The sequence below is a fragment of the Corallococcus sicarius genome (genome assembly GCF_003611735.1).
Classification (GTDB): domain Bacteria; phylum Myxococcota; class Myxococcia; order Myxococcales; family Myxococcaceae; genus Corallococcus; species Corallococcus sicarius.
The window spans coordinates 1-17,694 of sequence record NZ_RAWG01000020.1 but is presented as its reverse complement, the minus strand read 5'-3'; the positions used below and the strand labels follow the sequence as shown (position 1 = coordinate 17,694).

The following is a 17,694-nucleotide window of genomic DNA, read 5'->3' as shown; positions in this document are numbered from 1 at the left end:
CATGTCGTTGACGCCCGAAGAGAAGCGAGCCCGGCTGGCGCAGCTGCTGAAGGACAAGACGCGCCCCGCCGCGAAGCAGGCGCCCCTGTCCTTCGCGCAGGAGCGGATGTGGTTCCTGGACAAGTGGAGCCCCGGCAGCGCGGCGTTCCACATGCCCACCGCGGTGCGCCTGTCCGGCACCGTGGACGTGGAGGCGCTGCGCCGCGCCCTCGCCGTGCTGGTGGAGCGGCACGACACGCTGCGCACCACCTTCCAGGAGCGCGAAGGCCGCGCGATGCAGATCATCGCGCCCACCGGAGAAGTGTCGCTGGAGGTGATGGACCTCCAGGAGCTGCCGGAGTCCGAGCGCGAGGCGGAGGCCCAGCGGCGCGTCGTCTCGCTCGCGCAGCAGCCCTTCCAGCTGGAGCAGGGCCCGCTGCTGCGCACGGTGCTGATGCTCCTGGGCGGCGGTGAGCAGGTGTTGCTGGTGGATTCACACCACATCGTCTCCGACGGCTGGTCCATGGGCGTGCTGGTGCACGAGCTGGCCATGTCGTACCGGGCGTGCATGGAAGGCCAACCCCCGCCGCTGAACCCGCTGCCGTTGCAGTACGCGGACTGGGCGGCGTGGCAGCGCGACTGGCTCCAGGGCGCGGAGCTGGAGCGCCAGCTTGCGTACTGGAAGGGCCGGCTCAACCCGCACGCGCTGCTGGAGCTGCCCGCGGACAAGCCGCGGCCGGCGCTGATGAGCTCCAGGGGCGCGCGCCAGGTGATGCACCTGTCCCCTGCCCTCACCCAGGCGCTCAAGGCGCTGGGCCAGCGCGAGGGGCGCACGCTCTTCGTCACCCTGCTGTCCGCCTTCAACGTGCTCCTGTCGCGCTACACCGGCCAGGAGGACGTGGTGGTGGGCACGCCCATCGCGGGCCGTCCGCGCGCGGAGGTGGAAGGGCTCATCGGCCTGTTCGTGAACATGCTGGCGCTGCGCTCGGACCTGTCCGGCCGGCCGTCCTTCCGCGAGCTGATGGGCCGCGTACACGAGTCCACGCTGGACGCGTACGCGCACCAGGACATCCCCTTCGAGCGGCTGGTGGACGCGCTCAAGCCGGAGCGCCACCTCAGCCACACGCCCATCTTCCAGGTGATGTTCGTCCTGCAGAACGCGCCCATGCCGGCCCTGGAGGCCCCGGGCGTGGTGATGGAGGCGAAGCCGGTGGACACCGGCACGACGAAGTATGACCTGTCCCTGCTGCTGGTGGACCTGCCGCAGGGCCTGCGCGTCATCGCCGAGTACAGCACCGACCTCTTCGAAGCGGCCACCGCGGAGCGGCTGCTCGGGCACTACCAGACGCTGCTGGAAGGCATCGTCGCGCAGCCGGACCTGTCCATCTCCCGCCTGCCGCTCCTGCCCGAGGGCGAGCGCCACCGCGTGCTGAAGGCGTGGAATGACACTGGCGTCACCCACCCGGCGGAGGCCACGCTGACGTCGCTCATGGAAGCGCAGGTGGCGCGCACGCCGGACGCAGTGGCCCTGGAGTTCGAGGGCACGCGCCTGACCTACCGGGAGCTGGACGCTCGCGCGAACCAGCTGGCGCACGCGCTGCGAAAGCACGGCGTGGGGCCGGAGGTCCGGGTGGGCCTCTGCGTGGAGCGCTCGCTGGAGATGGTGGTGGGCCTGCTGGGCACGCTCAAGGCCGGCGGCGCCTACGTGCCCCTGGACCCGGGCTATCCGCAGGAGCGCCTGGGCTGGATGTTGGAGGACGCGCGTCCTCCCGTGCTGCTGGTGCAGGAGCGGCTGTTGTCGCGCCTGCCGCCGTCCCCGGGCACGCGGGTGGTGTCGCTGGACACGGGCTGGGAGGAGATCGCCCGCGAGCCCACCACCGCGCCCGCGCCGCTCGCGACGCCGGATGCGCTGGCGTACATCATCTTCACGTCCGGCAGCACCGGTCGTCCCAAGGGCGCGATGAACGCGCACGGCCCGGTGGTCAACCGCCTGCTGTGGATGCAGTCCGCGTACAAGCTCACGCCCGACGACGTGGTGCTCCAGAAGACGCCGTTCAGCTTCGACGTGTCGGTGTGGGAGTTCTTCTGGCCGCTGATGACGGGCGCGAAGCTGGTGGTCGCGAAGCCGGGCGGGCACCAGGACCCGGCGTACCTTGCTGGGCTGATCAACTCCGCGGCCGTGACGACGCTGCACTTCGTGCCCTCCATGCTCCAGGCGTTCCTGGACGAGCCGGGCGTGGAGCGCTGCACGTCGCTCCAGCGCGTGGTGTGCAGCGGTGAGGCGCTGCCCCTGGAGCTGAAGGAGCTGTGCCTGCGCAAGCTGCCGGGCGCCGGGCTGCACAACCTGTACGGCCCCACCGAGGCCGCGGTGGACGTGACGTTCCACGCGTGCCAGCCGAATGACGGACGCCGCTCGGTGCCCATCGGGCGGCCGGTGGACAACACGCAGATCCGCATCCTGGACGCGGAGCTGCAGCCGGTGCCGCAGGGCGCGGCGGGCGAGCTGTACATCGGCGGCGTGCAGGTGGGGCGCGGCTACCTGGCGCGGCCCTCGCTCACCGCCGAGCGCTTCATCCCCGACCCTTATGCAGCGACGTCGGGCGCGCGCCTGTACCGCACGGGCGACGTGGCGCGGTGGCTGCCGGACGGTGAAATCGAGTACCTGGGCCGCGCGGACTTCCAGGTGAAGATCCGCGGCCTGCGCATCGAGCTGGGCGAAATCGAGGCCTCGCTGGAGAAGCACCCGTCGGTGCGGCAGGCGGTGGTGCTCGCGCGCGAGGACCGGCCGGGCCAGAAGCGACTGGTGGCGTACGTCACCGGCAGGGAGTCCGTGCCGGAGGCGGGCGTGCTGCGCGCCTTCCTGCTGGAGCGGCTGCCCGAGTACATGGTGCCGTCCAACGTGGTGGTGCTGGAGCGCATGCCGCTCAGCCCCAACGGCAAGGCGGACCGGAAGGCGCTGCCGGCGCCGGAGTCAGGCGGCGCGGATCCGTCCCGGCCCTTCGTGGCGCCGGGGACGGCCATCGAGCAGCAGATCGCCCAGGCGTGGAAGGACCTGCTGCACGTGGAGCGGGTGGGCCTGGACGACCCCTTCTTCGAATTGGGTGGCAACTCGCTGCTCGCCCTCCAGCTCCACCGGCGGCTGACCGCGGAGCTGGGCGTGCAGCTGGCGCTCACGGACCTCTTCCAGTACCCCACCGTGCGGGCGCTGGCGACGCGGCTGTCGCGTCGGGAGGAGCAGCCCTCGGAGGACGCGGCGCAGTCGGGCCGTTCCCGGGCCGAGGCACGACGCACGGTGAACCGCCGCGCGGCGGGTTCGCGCGGCCGGGTGGAGACGACGGACGGAGATGCAGATGAGTGACGCAGTGGGTGGTGGCGAAGAGCGCATCGCAATCGTCGGCCTGTCCGGCCGCTTTCCGGGGGCCCGGGACCTGGAGGGGTTCTGGGAGATGCTGAGGCGCGGAGGCGACGCGCGCCGCGTGCCCACGGACGCGGAGCTGGACGAGGCGGGCGTGCCCCCCGCCCTGCGTGCGCACCCCCAGTGGGTGCGCTCCAGCTACGTGCTGGACGGCGCGACGGACTTCGACGCGGGCCTCTTCGGCTACAGCCCGCGCGAGGCGGAGCTGATGGACCCCCAGCAGCGCATCTTCATGGAGTGCGCGTGGGAGTCGCTCGACAACGCCGGCTATGACCCCGGCCGCTTCAAGGGCGCGGTGGCCGTCTACGCCAGCGTGAGCCTGAGTTCGTACCTGCTGCGCGCGCTGATGCGGCAGCCGGACCTGATGGATGCGACGGGCTCGTTCGGCCTGATGCTGGCCAACGACAAGGACTACGTGGCGACGCGCGTGTCCCACCGGCTGGGCCTCCGGGGCCCCTCGGCGACGGTGCAGACGGCGTGCTCCAGCTCGCTCGTGGCGCTCCACCTGGCGTGCCAGAGCCTGCTGTCGGGCGAGAGCGACATGGCGCTCGCGGGCGGCAGCTCCGTGTCCTTCCCGCAGACGGCGGGCTACCTCTACCAGGAGGGGATGATCTTCTCGCCGGACGGCTACTGCCGCGCGTTCGACGCGAAGGCCCACGGCACCGTGCGCGGCGCGGGCGCGGCGGTGGTGGTGCTCAAGCGGCTGTCGGATGCGCTGAAGGACGGCGACACCATCCACGGCGTGCTCCTGGGCACGGCGGTGAACAACGACGGCGCGGGCAAGGTGGGCTTCACCGCCCCCAGCGTGGAGGGCCAGGCCGCCGTCATCGCGGAGGCGCTCGCCATCGCCGGAGTCACGCCCGGAGACATCCAGTACGTGGAGGCCCACGCGACGGGCACCCCGCTGGGCGACCCGATTGAAGTGGCCGCGCTGAACCAGGCCTTCGGCGGCAAGGAGACGGGCGCGAAGCGCGTGGCGCTGGGCTCGCTCAAGGCGGCCATCGGCCACCTGGACGCGGCGGCCGGCGTCGCGGGCGTCGTGAAGACGGTGCTCGCGCTGAAGCACGGCGAGCTCCCGGCAAGCCCGCATTTCCGCGAGGCGAACCCCGTCATCGACTTCGACGGGGGTCCCTTCTTCGTGCCCTCGGAGCCCCGGCCGTGGAAGTCCCCGGACGGGCCGCGCCGCGCGGGCGTGAGCGCCTTTGGCATTGGCGGCACCAACGCGCACGTCGTGCTGGAGGAGGCCCCCCAGGCGCCGGCCCCCGCGCCGTCACGTCGTGCGTGGCATGTGCTGCCGCTGTCCGGCCGCACGCCCGCCGCGCTCGAAGAGGCGACGACGCGGCTGGCCTCGTACCTGGACGCGAACCCCACGCTGCCGTTGGCGGACGTGGCCTACACGCTCCAGGTGGGCCGCCACGCGCACGAGCACCGCCGGGCCGTGGTGTGCCGCGACACCGCGGACGCCCGGACCGCGCTGCGGGACGCGCGCCGGTTGCTCGGAGGCTCGGGCACCAACACGCGCCGGCCGGTGGTGTTCCTCTTCTCCGGCCAGGGGTCGCAGTACGTGGACATGGGCCGGGGCCTCTACGAGCAGGAGCCCGCCTTCCGCGCGGAGGTGGACGCCTGCGCGCAGAAGCTCCAGCCGCACCTGGGGTTGGATCTGCGCACCGTGCTCTACCCGTCCGCGGACGCGCGCGAGCAGGCCACCGAGCAGCTGCGCAAGACGTCCCTGACGCAGCCCGCGCTGTTCGTCATCGAGTACGCGCTGGCGAAGCTGTGGGCGTCGTGGGGCGTGACGCCGCAGGCGATGGTGGGCCACAGCATCGGCGAGTACGTGGCCGCGTGCCTCGCGGGCGTGTTCTCACTGGACGATGCGCTGGCGCTCGTCGCCACGCGCGGCAAGCTGATGCAGTCGCTGCCTCCGGGCGCGATGCTGTCGGTGCGGATGACGCCCGAGGCCGTGAGGCCGCTGATGGACGCTCGCATGTCCGTGGCCGCCATCAACGCGCCGGGCTTCACCGTCGTCGCCGGTCCCACGGACGCGGTGGACGCGCTCCAGGCGAAGCTCGCTGCGCAGGGCGTGGAGGTGTCGCGGCTGCACACGTCGCACGCCTTCCACTCCACGATGATGGACCCCATCGTGGAGGAGTTCCGGCAGGCGGTGGCGAAGGTGGCTCGCAAGGAGCCGAAGGACCTCTACCTGTCCAACGTCACCGGCACGCACGTCACCGCCGAGGACGCGGTCAGCCCCGCGTACTGGGCCCGCCACCTGCGGGACGCCGTGCGCTTCCAGGACTCCGCGACGCAGCTGCTCGCGGACCCCGAGCACGTCTTCCTGGAGGTCGGCCCAGGCAACGCGCTGGCGACGCTGGTGCGCAGGAACGCCCCGGAGGGCACCTTCCCGGCGATCCTCACGTCGCTGCCGGCGCCGCGCGACGCCCAGCAGGACGCGCTCGCGCACGCCACGGACGCCGCCGCGCGGCTGTGGCTCGCGGGCGCGAAGACGAACCTCTCCCGCGTCTACAAGGGCGAGGCCCGCCGCCGCATCCCCCTGCCCGCCTACCCCTTCCAGCGCGAGCGCTATGATCTGCTCAAGGGGCCGCCGCCCGCGCTGCCCCGCGCCTCCGCACCCGCGTTGAGCACGACGGCCCAGGGCGTGGAGCTGTCCGTGCCCACCTGGCCGCGCACGCAGGCGTCGTCCCAGGTCCCGTCGCTCACGGGCCAGCGCTGGCTGGTGCTGGAGTCGGACGCGCCGGTGGCCGCGCGCGTGTCGGAGCGCCTGCGGCTCGCGGGCGCGGACGTGGTGTCGCTCGTCGCCGGAACGGGAACGGGCACGTCGGATCCGGTGACGCGGCGCTTCGCCGTGGATCCGTCCCAGCCCGACGCCGTGAGCGAACACCTGGAGCGCCTGCGCGGCGAGGACTGGACGCCGGGCCACGTCGCATACCTGTGGCCACTCGTGAAGGAACACCGCGCCCTGGACGCGGGCCTCGTGACGTCCTTCCACGGCCTGCTCGCGCTGGCGAAGGCGCTGGGCCCGGGCGCCGCGAAGACGCCGGTGACGCTGGACGTGGTGACGACGGGCGCGCAGGACGTCACGGGCGAGGAGCCCCTGGTGCCCTGGCAGGCCGCTGGCGTGGGCGCCAGCCGCGTGCTGCCGCAGGAGTACCCCGGCCTGACGGTGCGCACCGTCGACGTCACCTGGCCCGCGGCGGACGCGTCCGCCTCCGGTCCGTGGCTGGAGCGGCTGGTGACGGAGCTGTCCTCCGGCCGTGAGCCGGGGGTCGCGCTGCGCGGCCCGTACCGCCACGTGGAGTCGTTCGAACCCGTGGCAGTGCCCGCGACCGAGCCGTCGGCAGGGCTGAAGGACGGCGGGGTCTACGTCATCGTCGGAGGCCTGGGCCGCGTGGGCTTCGCGCTCGCGGAGCAGCTCACCCAGGCGGTGAAGCCGAAGCTCGTGCTGCTGTCGCGCCGTGCGTTGCCCGCTCCGGGTGAGTGGGACGCGTGGCGCGCGGGTCATGACGCCCAGGACGCCACGTCCCGGGTCATCGAGCGCGTGCGCGCGCTGGAGCAGGCGGGCGCGCAGGTGCTGGCGCTGCGCGCGGACGCGGGCGTGGCGGGGCAGCTCGACAAGGCGCTCCAGCTCGCGGAGTCGAAGTTCGGCCGCATCGACGGCGTCTTCTACGCGGCGGGTGACGGTGGCATGGCCACGCGCATCACCGTGGCCGAGTCCACGCCGGAGGCCGCCGCGCCCCTGCTGTCGGGCCGGCTGGGAGGGCTGTCGCAGCTCGCGGACGCACTGGCGTCGCGGCGCCCGGACTTCGTCGTGGTGCAGTCGTCGCTCACCGTCGTGCTGGGCGGCATGGCGGTCAGCGCGGTGGCGGCGGCCCACGCCGGCATGGACGCGGTGGTCGCGCGACAGGCCCGCACCAGCGGCACCCGGTGGTACGCCGTGGACTGGGACGTGTGGGGCGTGGGCGAGGGCTTCCGTCCTGACGCCGTCATCTCCCCCGCGGAGGGCTTCCGCCTCCTGCGCGCGCTGATTTCGCAGCCCACCGGTGGGCGCTATCTCGCGACGCTCGGCTCGCTGGCCGCGCGGCTCCAGGTGGCGCGCGACGGCGTGGCGGCCCCGGGCGCTGGCGCGAAGTCCGGCGGCAAGCATCCCCGCCCGCCGCTGGCCAACGCCTTCGTCGCCCCGCGCGACGAGACGGAGCAGCGCGTCGCGGGCCTCTGGCAGGAGCTGCTGGGCCTGGAGACCGTCGGCATCACCGACAACTTCTTCGAACTGGGAGGCCACTCGCTCCTGGGCGTGCAGCTGTTGTCGCGCATCCGGGAGGCCTTCCAGGTGGAGCTGTCCATGCGCGCCCTCTTCGAGTCCCCCACCGTGGAGGTGATGACGGTGGCCATCCTCGAAGCGAGCGCCAGCCAGCTTGATCCGGAAGCCCTGGAAGCCATGCTCTCGGAGCTGGAGCAGGGCTGAAGTCCGCCATTGGAATGCCCGGGCCCGCGCGCCCTCCCGTAGTACCCTGCGCGGGCCCCTGACTCTCCTGCCCCCAGGAGAAAAGAGACGTGGAATGAGCCTCACTCAACGCCTGACCATCACCCAGCCCATGCGGGTCTTCTGGCTCACCTGGTTCGGTCAGCTCATCTCGCTCATCGGCTCCGGGCTCACCGCCTTTGGCGTGGGCGCGAAGATCTTCCTCGACACGCGCTCCACCACCCAGTTCGCGCTGCTGTCCTTCTTCGCCGTCGCGCCCATGCTGGTGCTGTCGCCGCTCGCGGGCGCGCTGGTGGACCGGTGGGACCGCCGCCGCGCCATGCTGCTCGCGGACCTGGGCAACGGCTTCAGCACCCTGCTCATCTTCGGCATGGTGCTCGCGAGCAACCGGGGCATGTTCGAGCTCGAGCCCTGGCACTTCTACCTGCCCGTCTCCATCGGCTCGTGCTTCGGCGCCTTCCGCTGGCCGGCCTTCTTCGCCACGGTGTCGCTGCTGGTGCCCAAGCAGCACCTGGGCCGCGCCAACGCGATGGCGGAGGTGGCCAGCGGCGCCAGCCAGATCCTCTCCCCCATCGTCGCGGGCGCGCTCATCGAGTCGGTGGGCCTCATCGGCGTGCTGACGGTGGACGTCTTCAGCTTCAGCTTCGCCGTCATCACGCTCTTGATGGTCCGCTTCCCCCGCCCCACCGTCTCCGCCGAGGGCCAGCAGGGCAAGGGGTCGCTGAAGGATGAAGTCAGACAGGGATGGACCTTCATCCGCACGCGGCCGGGCCTGCTGAGCCTGCTCGCCTTCACCGTGGTCGCCACGCTGTGCATGGACCTGGTGATGCTGCTCATCACCCCGCTGGTGCTGGCCTTCACGGACATCTCCACGCTGGGCATCATCGCGTCGGTGGCGGGCGCGGGCGCGCTCGTGGGCGCCGTCTTCATGGGCGTGTGGGGCGGGCCCAAGAACCAGCTCCACGGCATCCTCGGCTTCCAGGTGCTGTCGGGCCTGGTGCTCTTCATGGCCGCGCCCGTGCCCAGCGTCCCGCTGGTGGCCACCGCCGCCGCGCTCTACCTGTTCACCATGCCGCCCATGCTGGCCGCCAGCCAGTCCATCTGGCAGCGCAAGATTCCGGCGGACCTCCAGGGCCGCGCCTCCGCGGTGAAGCGCATGGCGCTCCTGAGCGTGCCGCCCGTGGTGGCGCTGATGGCGGGCCCGCTCGCGGACGGCCTCTTCGAGCCGGCCATGGCGCCGGGCGGCGCGCTCGCCGGCAGCATGGGGCTGCTGCTGGGCGTGGGCCCGGGCCGCGGCATCGCGGTCATCTTCATCGTCCTGGGCCTGCTGACGCTCGCCAACGTGGCGGTCGCGTGGATGAACCCGCGCCTGCGCAACCTGGACCGCGAGCTGCCGGACGCCCTGCCGGACGTGCCCACGAACGCGGTGGATGCCACTGGCAACACCGTCCCGAACGCCCCCACTGCTGGAGCCTCCGCCTCATGAGTGCCTTCTCCCAGGTCCTGCGCATGTTGCGCATGCTGCCGTCCGCCATGGCCGTGGCCACGCCCGGCCTGGGCCCGTGGCTCGCCCGTCGCCGGTGGCCTCGCGCCGACGGCACCCTCACGCTGCCCGGACTGCACGGCCAGGTGGAGGTGGTGCGCGACACGTGGGGCGTGCCGCACCTCTACGCGCAGGACGATCACGACCTGTTCTTCGCCCAGGGCTACGTGCACGGGCAGGACCGGATGTGGCAGCTGGAGATGGGCCGCCGGCTGGTGGACGGCCGGCTCGCGAGCGTGCTGGGGCCCGTCGTGGTGCCGGTGGACCAGATGCTGCTGACGCTGGGCCTGCGCCACATGGCGGAGAAGACCTGGCAGCAGGTGGACCCGGAGGCCCGCGCCATCCTGGAGGCCTACAGCGCGGGCATCAACGCGCGCATCGCCGCGGAGCCGCTGCCGTACGAGTTCACCGTCATGGACGTGAAGCCCGCGCCCTGGACGCCCATGGACACGCTCGTGCGCGGCAACCTGCTGGCGCTGATGCTGGGCGGCAACTACCGGCTGGAGCTGCTGCGCGCCCGGCTGGTGGAGACCGCCGGCGAGGAGGTGGCCAACGCGCTGCTGCCGCAGAACGCGCCCCAGACGCCGCTCATCGTCCCGAAGGAAGCGCGCCTGCCCGGCCTGAAGAACGTGAAGAACCTGTCCGGCCTGGACAGCATGGACGCGGTGCTGGGCGACCCGAACATCGTCTCCGGCAGCAACAACTGGGTGGTGCACGGCCAGCGCACCCAGAGCGGCAGGCCGCTGCTCGCCAACGACGTGCACATCGGCCTGGGGCTGCCGTCCACCTGGTACGAGAACGGCCTGCACGGCGGCCGCTTCAACCACGTGGGCTTCTCCCTGCCCGGCGTGCCGCTGCTCATCATCGGGCACAACGGGAAGATTGCCTGGGGCATGTCCAACCTGGGGCCGGACACCCAGGACTTCTACATCGAGAAGCTGGACGACCCGAAGGCGCCGAAGAAGTACCTCTTCCAGGGCACGTGGCACGACCTGGACGTGCGCCGCGAGGAGATCCCCGTCAAGGGCGGCAAGCCCGTGGTGCTGGAGGTGAAGAGCACGCGCCACGGCCCGCTGATGAACGCGGTGCTGGGCGACGAGCTGAAGGACGCGGAGCCCATGTCGCTGCGCTGGGCGCACGGCGAATGCCAGCCGCTCATCAACTCCGTGCTGCGCCTCAACCTGGCGACGGACTGGGAGTCCTTCCGCGGCGCGATGAAGCTGTGGGAGAGCCCGGGCCAGAACTTCGTGTACGCGGACACGGCCGGCAACATCGGCTACCAGTCGTCGGGGAAGATTCCCATCCGGCAGGGCCACCAGGGCCTGGTCCCCATGCCGGGCTGGACGGGCGAATCCGAGTGGACGTCCTTCATCCCCTTCGAGGAGCTGCCCGCCTCCTTCAACCCGCCCGCGGGCTACGCCGCCACCGCGAACAACAAAATCACCAGCGATGACTACCCGTACCTCATCGCGCACAACTGGTTCCCCGGCTATCGGGCCAAGCGCATCACCGACCTGATTGAGGCGGGCACGAAGCACACCGTGGAGGACATGCGGCGCATCCAGGCGGAGACGTACTCGCTGCCCGCGGAGGTGCTGCGTCCCTACTTCCTGTCGGTGGCCACGGGCGACGCGCAGCAGCAGCAGGCGGTGGCCGCGCTCCAGGCGTGGGACCTGCGCTTCGAGCCGGACCGCGTGGGCGCCACGGTGTTCCAGGCCTGGTACATCGAGGTGCTGCGCAAGCTGCTCCAGCACAAGCTGGGGCCGGAGCTGGTGCAGCGCTACCTGCTGGGCCAGTACGAGCGGCACGGCAGCCTCCACATGCCCTTCGTCATCGGCCTGATGTCCCAGCCGGAGAGTCCCTGGTGGGACGACCCGAAGACGCCCGCGAAGGAGACGCGCGACGACATCCTCCGCGCGGCGCTGGCGGACGCCACCGCGTGGCTTACGAAGACGTATGGCCCGGCGCCCGAGGGCTGGGCGTGGGGCAAGGTGCACACGCTGACGTACGTGCACCAGCCGCTGGGCGGGCCCGCGAGCCCCGGCCCGGTGCGCCGCGCCTTCAACACGCGCACGGTGCCGGCCCGGGGTGACAACTACTCCGTGGACGGCGCTTCGTTCCTGTGGAGCCACCCGTTCAACGTCGTCCACGGCACCGCGCTGCGGATGATTGTCGACCTGGCGGACGTGTCCCGCTCCGTGTCCGTGCACGCGCCGGGGCAGACGGAACACCTGTTCCACCCGCACCGTGACGACCTGCTGGACTTGAGCCGCGAGGTGAAGTTCCACCCGATGCTCTTCACGCGGGACGCGGTGGAGCAGCACCGCAAGGCGACGCTGACGTTGGCGCCGGCCGTCGCGCTCGCGAAATAAAACAACCCGGACAAGAAGGCCGTCACTCCCCCCGGAGCGACGGGCCTCCTGGCCCGGGTTCGTTGCTTCTGGCTCCAGCAAGAGCCGGCACTCGTGTTCGCGCCGAGTTCCCCCTCAGAAACTCGGCGCTTCCCCCTTCTATGTGCCGACCCCTGCTGACTCCCCCTGCTTCTCGTGCGTCCCCTGGTGGGCTAGAAAGTCCCCCGACTCCCTGACTCACCGTGTCGCTCGAGCGGGCCCCCCTGCTTCCCGTGCTGCGATGAAGAGACAGTACCGGGCCCCCCCTTTCCCGGCTGTGAAGCGGCCCACAAGCCAGGTGTGAAGGCGTTCACACCCACCGGACTTGTCCGCCCGTTCTGGATGGGAGCCTTCCCTACCTGTATCCAGGGAATCCAGGCACAATGGTGACCCCCCCATGTCCTACGCGCAGCTGCTGGCCGAAATCCCGATGTTCGAAAGCCTCGGCCGGGAGGACCTGGAGACCATGTCGTCGATGCTCCAGCCCCGCCGCTTCGCCCGGGGGGAGGTCATCTTCCACCGGGGGGATGTGGGGACGGCGCTCTTCATCATCCGGCGGGGCCAGGTGGCCATCCGGCTGAGCTCCAGCGAGGGGCGGGAGATCACCCTGGCGCTGTTGGACCGGGGGGACGCCTTCGGGGAGCTGTCGCTGCTGGACGGCGAGTCGCGCTCCACGGACGCGCTGGCGCGCGAGGAGGCGCACCTGCTCACGCTCCAGCGCGACGACTTCCGCCGCTACCTGGAGACGCGGCCGCAGGTGAGCCTGGCGCTCCTGGCGAACCTGAGCCGGCTGGTGCGGCGCACCACGCAGCATGTCTACGACTCGGCCTTCCTGGACGCGCGCTCGCGGCTGGTGCGGGTGCTGCTGGAGCTGGCGAAGTCGCAGGGGCGCCCGAGCCCCGAGGGGCTGGTCATCAGCCCGAAGCTCACCCAGTCGGAGCTGGCCAACCTCTGCGGCGTCACCCGCGAGAGCGTGAACAAGTGGCTGCGCTACTACGTGCGCGAGGGGATGCTGAGCTTCGAGGGCGGGCAGATCATCCTCCTCCAGCCGGAGCGGCTGGGGCAGGACGCGGAGTAGTCCCCTGCCCCGTCAGTGGGCGTCCGGCGGCTCCCACCGCGCGCGGAAGAGGGACAGGGGCTCCTCGCGGCCCTTCACCGCCACGGGGACGAGGGGCTCCAGCGCGAAGGCCTCCGGCGTCAGCAGGGCGCGCGTGGCGTCGGTGAGGAGCACCTCGTCCGGGCGCGCGACGCCGCACACGCGGCTGGCCACGTTGGTGGCGTCCCCCACGGTGGCGTACTGGAGGTAGCGCTCCGAGCCGATGTTGCCCGCGGCCACCGGGCCGGAGTTGAGGCCGATGTGGACGTGGATTTCCGGTGCGCCCTCCGCGCGCCAGCGGGCATTGAGCGCCTGGAGCGCGCGCTGCATCTCCACCGCCGCGCGCACGGCGCGGTCCGCGTCGTCGGGACGGGCGAAGGGGGCGCCCCACACCGCCATCAGCGCGTCGCCGATGTACTTCTCCAGCGTGCCTTCGTGGCGGAAGACGATGTCCGCCATCACCGGGAAGTACGCGTTGAGCATGTCCACCACCTGCCGGGGCTGGAGGCGGGAGGACATGGCGGTGAAGCCCGTGATGTCGGAGAAGAGGATGGTGACGTTCGCCTCGCGCACCTCCAGCGGCACGCCCCGCAGGGCCTTGAGCTGGCGCACGACGTCGGGCGGGAAGAAGCGCTGGTAGGCATTGCGCAGCACCGCCTCCTCCTCCAGCCGCCGGGCCAGGTGCGCGTGATCCAACGCGACGGCGGCCTGGTTGGCGAAGGCGGTGAGGAACTCCAGGTCCTCGTCGGTGAAGAGGCCGCCCTGCTTGAGGCTGTCCAGGTACAGCACGCCCAGCACCGAGTCGCGCGTGCGCAGGGGCACGCACAGCGAGGCGCGGATGGAGTGGCGGAAGACGGAGTCCGCGCCCACGAGCCGCGCGTCGTCGCGCGCGTCGGTGAAGAGGGCCGCCACGCCACGCGAGTGCACGTAGTCCACGATGTGCTGGCTGTAGAAGCGCTCCGGCAGCGTCCCGCCCTGCGCGCCCCGGGCCACGCGCGGCACCAATTCCCCGCTGTCCCGGTCCGTCAGCAGCACCGCCGCCCGGTCCACCGCCCAGATTTGGAAGACGAGCTGGACGACGCGCTCCAGCAGGCCGTCCACCGGGCCCGGCGAAGAGAGAATCTGCCCCACCTTGAGGAGCACCTGGAGCTTGTCGCGGGTGCGGTCCGGCGAGCGCGTGTCGAGCAGCGACTCCATGGGCCCGCCGGAGAAGCGCGTCTCCAGGGGCTGGGTGCGCAGCGGGCCCCAGCCGTCCGGCAGCGGCGTGTCCGACGACACGAGCTGGAAGGACACCTCACCGCAGCGGAAGGTCTGCCCGTGGCCCAGCTCCTGGCGCTTCACGCGGTGCGGGCCCACGAAGGTGCCGTTCTTGCTGTCCAGGTCCACCAGCACCACGCGCCCGCCCTGGCGCTCCAGCCGCGCGTGGCGCCGGGACAGGCTGGGGTGCGGCACGCGGATGCCGTTCTCCTCGGTGCGGCCGAGGGTGGTGGTGCCCTCCGGCAGCATCACCACCCGCTCGTCCACCTGCCCTGGGTTGAGGATGAGGCGCATGTGCCGCCGCTCAGGTGGACGTGGACCAGGAAGGTCCCTTGGCCGTGAAGGCGACCGGGGCCGTCACCTGCCGCGACGTGTCCTCCGAGGAGACCGAGGACGCGCTGGCGTGACGGGCCACCACCTCCCGCACGACGAGCGGGGGCGCGTCCTGCCCGGACAGGTGACGCTCGCCCGCGGGGCGGCAGTCGAACGCGTCCGCGAGCCGCGCGGCCAGCGCCTCGCTCACCAGCACCTGGTCCCGCGTGGCCACGGTGGCGAGCCTCGCCGCGGTGTTCACCACGTCGCCCAACACCGTGTGGTCCAGGCGTCCCCGGCCCGCCGCGCCCACGTTGCCGGACACCACCGGGCCGGTGTCCACGCCCATGCAGACGCCGTGCGCGTACGGGGACGTGTCCCCCCCGCCCCACGCGAGCGCCTGGAGCCGCTGCCTCACCGCGAGGCAGGCGTCCAGCGCGCGCGCCACGTGCGCCTCGCCCTGGAAGACGGCCATCACCGCGTCGCCGAGGAACTTGTCCACCACGCCGCCGCGCGTCTCCAGCTCCGGGAGGATGACCTCGAAGTTGGCGTTGAGCCTGCGCAGCGCGGACTCCGGCGGGTGCTGGCGGGTGACGGCGGTGAAGCCCGCCACGTCGAGGAAGGCCACCGTGGCGTCCACCTGCTCGCCCGCGAGCGCGCCGGGGCCGCGCACCAGGGGCAGCACGCGCTCCACGATGCCGCCGTGCACGAACATGCGCAAAAGCGCGTTCTCCTCCGTGGAGCGCACCGCGCGGCGCAGCTCCGCCACGTGGCGCACCGTCTTGGCGAGCGTGGACTCCAGGTCGTCCAGGTCCACCGGCTTCACGAGGAAGTCGAACGCGCCCCGGTTCATCGCCGTGCGCAGGTTGGGCAGGTCGCCGTACGCGGAGACGATGACGACCTTCACCAGCGGATCCACTTCTCCCACGCGCGACAGGAAGGTGAGTCCGTCCATGCGCGGCATGTTGATGTCGCACAGCACCGCGTGCGTGTCCGGGTGCTGGCGCAGCACCTCCAGCGCCTCTTCGCCATCGCGCGCGAAGACGAAGGTGTAGACGCCCTCGCGCACGTGCTTGCGGAAGCGCTGGCGCATCAGCAGCTCCACGTCCGGCTCGTCGTCCACCACCAGCACCTTCGCCGGCTGCGCGGCCCGTCCCGCGTCCACCAGCGAGACGAAGGCGGCGGCAAGCTCGCGCGCGGAGGTAAAGCGCTGCTCCGGACGGGGGTGCAGCGCGCGGAGGAAGAAGGCATCACCTGCGGCGCCCAGCTCCGGCACCAGCTGAGAGACGGCCACCGTGGGCGGGTGGAAGACGCCGCGCAGCAGGCCCCCCACGGACTCGGGGCCGTAGGGGAACTGGCCGGTGAGGGCGCGGTAGAGCACCACCGCGAACGACCAGAGGTCCGCTCGCGCGTCCAGGTCCGGATCCGCGCGCAGCTGCTCCGGGCTCATGTAGCGCAGCGTGCCGGTGAGGCCTTCCGCCTGCGCGTTCACGGGTTCGCCGGAGCGCACGAGCGCGCGCGCGAGCCCGAAGTCGAGCACCTTCACCACCTCCTCCCCGTCCACGTGAGCGAGGAAGAGGTTGGCGGGCTTCAAATCACGGTGCACGAGCCCCGCCGCGTGCGCCGCCGCCAGCGCGCGGGCCACCGGCGTGACGAGCGCGGCCACCGTGGCCGGGGACAGGCGCCCACGCTGCGTCAGGCGCGTCTCCAGGTCCTCGCCCTCCAGCAGCTCCATGACGATGTACGGGACGCCCGCGTCCACGCCGGAGTCATGCACCTGCACCACATGCGGGTGGCGCAGGCGGGCCACGGCCTGGGCCTCCTGTTCGAAGAGGCGGTGGGCCTCCGGCGTACGGGCCACCACCTCTGACGCGATGAGCTTGAGGGCCACGTGCCGCTGAAGTTGCAGGTCGACGGCCAGCCAGATGGCACCCATGCCACCGCCGCCAATCCTGCGCTCCAGCGCGTACCTGCCGCCCAGCGGGCGTCCGGTGTCCATCGGCCCTGTGTCTCCGTCCCGGGAGCGGCCGTCGCCACCCCTCGCGAAGTTGGAGATCATGGCACACCTGGGCCGGCCCTGAGGTGGCCATTGCGCCACGCTTAGGAAGCCGGCGGCACGCCGGGTGTGGGAGGGGGAGCTGTCAGCCGCCCGTCAGTCGCTGCGCGAGCCGGGGCAGCACGTCGCCCGCACGGGCCTCCACGCGCACGTCGGCGAGGCTGTCACCCCGGCTCTCCCCCAGGTTGAGGATGCCAATGGGCACGTGGCGCTCGGCGGCGCGGGTGACGAAGCGGTAGCCGGAGTAGACGGTGAGGGACGAGCCCACCACCAGCAGCGCGTCCCCCTCCTCCACCAGCGCGAACGCGTCCTGCACGAGCGGCGCCGCGACGTTGTCACCGAAGAACACCACGTCCGGCTTCAGCGTCCCGCCGCAGCGGGTGCACGCGGGCACGCGGAAGTCCGCCATGGCCTCCGGCGGCAGCTCCGCGTCGCCATCCGGGCGCAGCTCGACGGCGGTGTGCACGAAGTCCGGGTTGAGCCCCAGCATCCGCGCCTGCACCGACGCGCGGGGCTCCTGGGCCTGGCAGGACAGGCAGCGCACCCGCGACAGCGCGCCGTGCAATTCCAGCACGCGCTCGCTGCCCGCCGCGTGGTGCAGGCCGTCCACGTTCTGGGTGATGAGCCCCGGCACCACGCCGGCCTTCTCCAGCGCCGCCAGCGCGAAGTGGGCCTCGTTGGGCCGGGCGGAGGTGAAGCGCGGCCAGCCCAGCAGGCTGCGCGACCAGTAGCGCGCGCGCACCTCGGAGCGGTGGAGGAACTCGCGGTGCTGGATGGGGTTGCGCACCTTGTGGCGCGTCTCCGGGCCGCGGTAGTCGGGGATGCCGGACTCGGTGCTGCAGCCCGCGCCGGTGAGCACCACCACACGGCGGCCCTGGAGCAGCGAGGCCAGGGCTTCCACGCCCGCTTCGGGCGGAAGGGCGGCGACGGGAGGGGCCGGAAGGAGCGTCATCTTCCCCAGCGTATAACGCCGTCCCCCCACGCCCGCCCGGCGTCCCCTCCACCGCCTGATGGGGAGGGGGGCGACCGGGGCGGCCTGGCCTTCAGCGGATGAGCGACTCCTCGGAGGGGTCCGCGGCCCTGGGCGTGGCCATGGCGGCCTTGAGGGTCTTCCTCGCGGCCGGGGGCAGCCGTTCTATCCACCGGTC

General features: G+C 72.1%; 8 protein-coding genes. 5 read left to right on the top strand and 3 right to left on the bottom strand.

Going from position 1 to position 17,694, the window contains the following annotated elements; all coding sequences use genetic code 11:
- The first annotated feature begins 1 nt into the window (after position 1).
- The 5 genes from D7X12_RS04865 to D7X12_RS04845 all read left to right on the top strand — a co-directional run bounded on the left by D7X12_RS04865 (position 2) and on the right by D7X12_RS04845 (position 12,903).
- Positions 2-3,337: a non-ribosomal peptide synthetase gene (locus D7X12_RS04865; RefSeq protein WP_244224349.1), complete on the top strand. Its 3,336-nt coding sequence runs from the start codon at positions 2-4 to the stop codon at positions 3,335-3,337.
- Entirely contained in the window at positions 3,330-7,874 is a 4,545-nt protein-coding gene (locus tag D7X12_RS04860; protein ID WP_158619965.1) for a type I polyketide synthase, read from the top strand. Before D7X12_RS04865 ends, D7X12_RS04860 begins: the two co-directional genes overlap by 8 nt.
- A 94-nt stretch (positions 7,875-7,968) precedes the next feature.
- A complete protein-coding gene (locus D7X12_RS04855; protein WP_120624097.1) occupies positions 7,969-9,378 on the top strand; it encodes an MFS transporter in 1,410 nt (469 codons plus the stop codon).
- On the top strand, positions 9,375-11,807 hold the full coding sequence (locus D7X12_RS04850; protein WP_120624096.1) for a penicillin acylase family protein: 2,433 nt from the start codon (positions 9,375-9,377) through the stop codon (positions 11,805-11,807). Before D7X12_RS04855 ends, D7X12_RS04850 begins: the two co-directional genes overlap by 4 nt.
- Positions 11,808-12,222: 415 nt before the next feature.
- On the top strand, positions 12,223-12,903 hold the full coding sequence (locus D7X12_RS04845; protein ID WP_120624095.1) for a Crp/Fnr family transcriptional regulator: 681 nt from the start codon (positions 12,223-12,225) through the stop codon (positions 12,901-12,903).
- Positions 12,904-12,915: 12 nt separating this feature from the next.
- Here the strand turns inward: D7X12_RS04845 and D7X12_RS04840 are convergent, their stop codons facing one another.
- From D7X12_RS04840 to D7X12_RS04830, 3 genes are all read right to left on the bottom strand, one after another.
- Positions 12,916-14,472: an adenylate/guanylate cyclase domain-containing protein gene (locus tag D7X12_RS04840; protein WP_120624094.1), complete on the bottom strand. Its 1,557-nt coding sequence runs from the start codon at positions 14,470-14,472 to the stop codon at positions 12,916-12,918.
- A gap of 10 nt (positions 14,473-14,482) precedes the next feature.
- Complete coding sequence (locus tag D7X12_RS04835; RefSeq protein ID WP_120624093.1) at positions 14,483-16,489, bottom strand: protein kinase domain-containing protein; 2,007 nt, start codon at positions 16,487-16,489, stop codon at positions 14,483-14,485.
- A 142-nt stretch (positions 16,490-16,631) separates the two neighbouring features.
- Positions 16,632-17,498, bottom strand: coding sequence for an NAD-dependent protein deacetylase (locus tag D7X12_RS04830; RefSeq protein ID WP_120624092.1), 867 nt, complete (start codon positions 17,496-17,498; stop codon positions 16,632-16,634).
- Positions 17,499-17,694 lie beyond the last annotated feature (196 nt).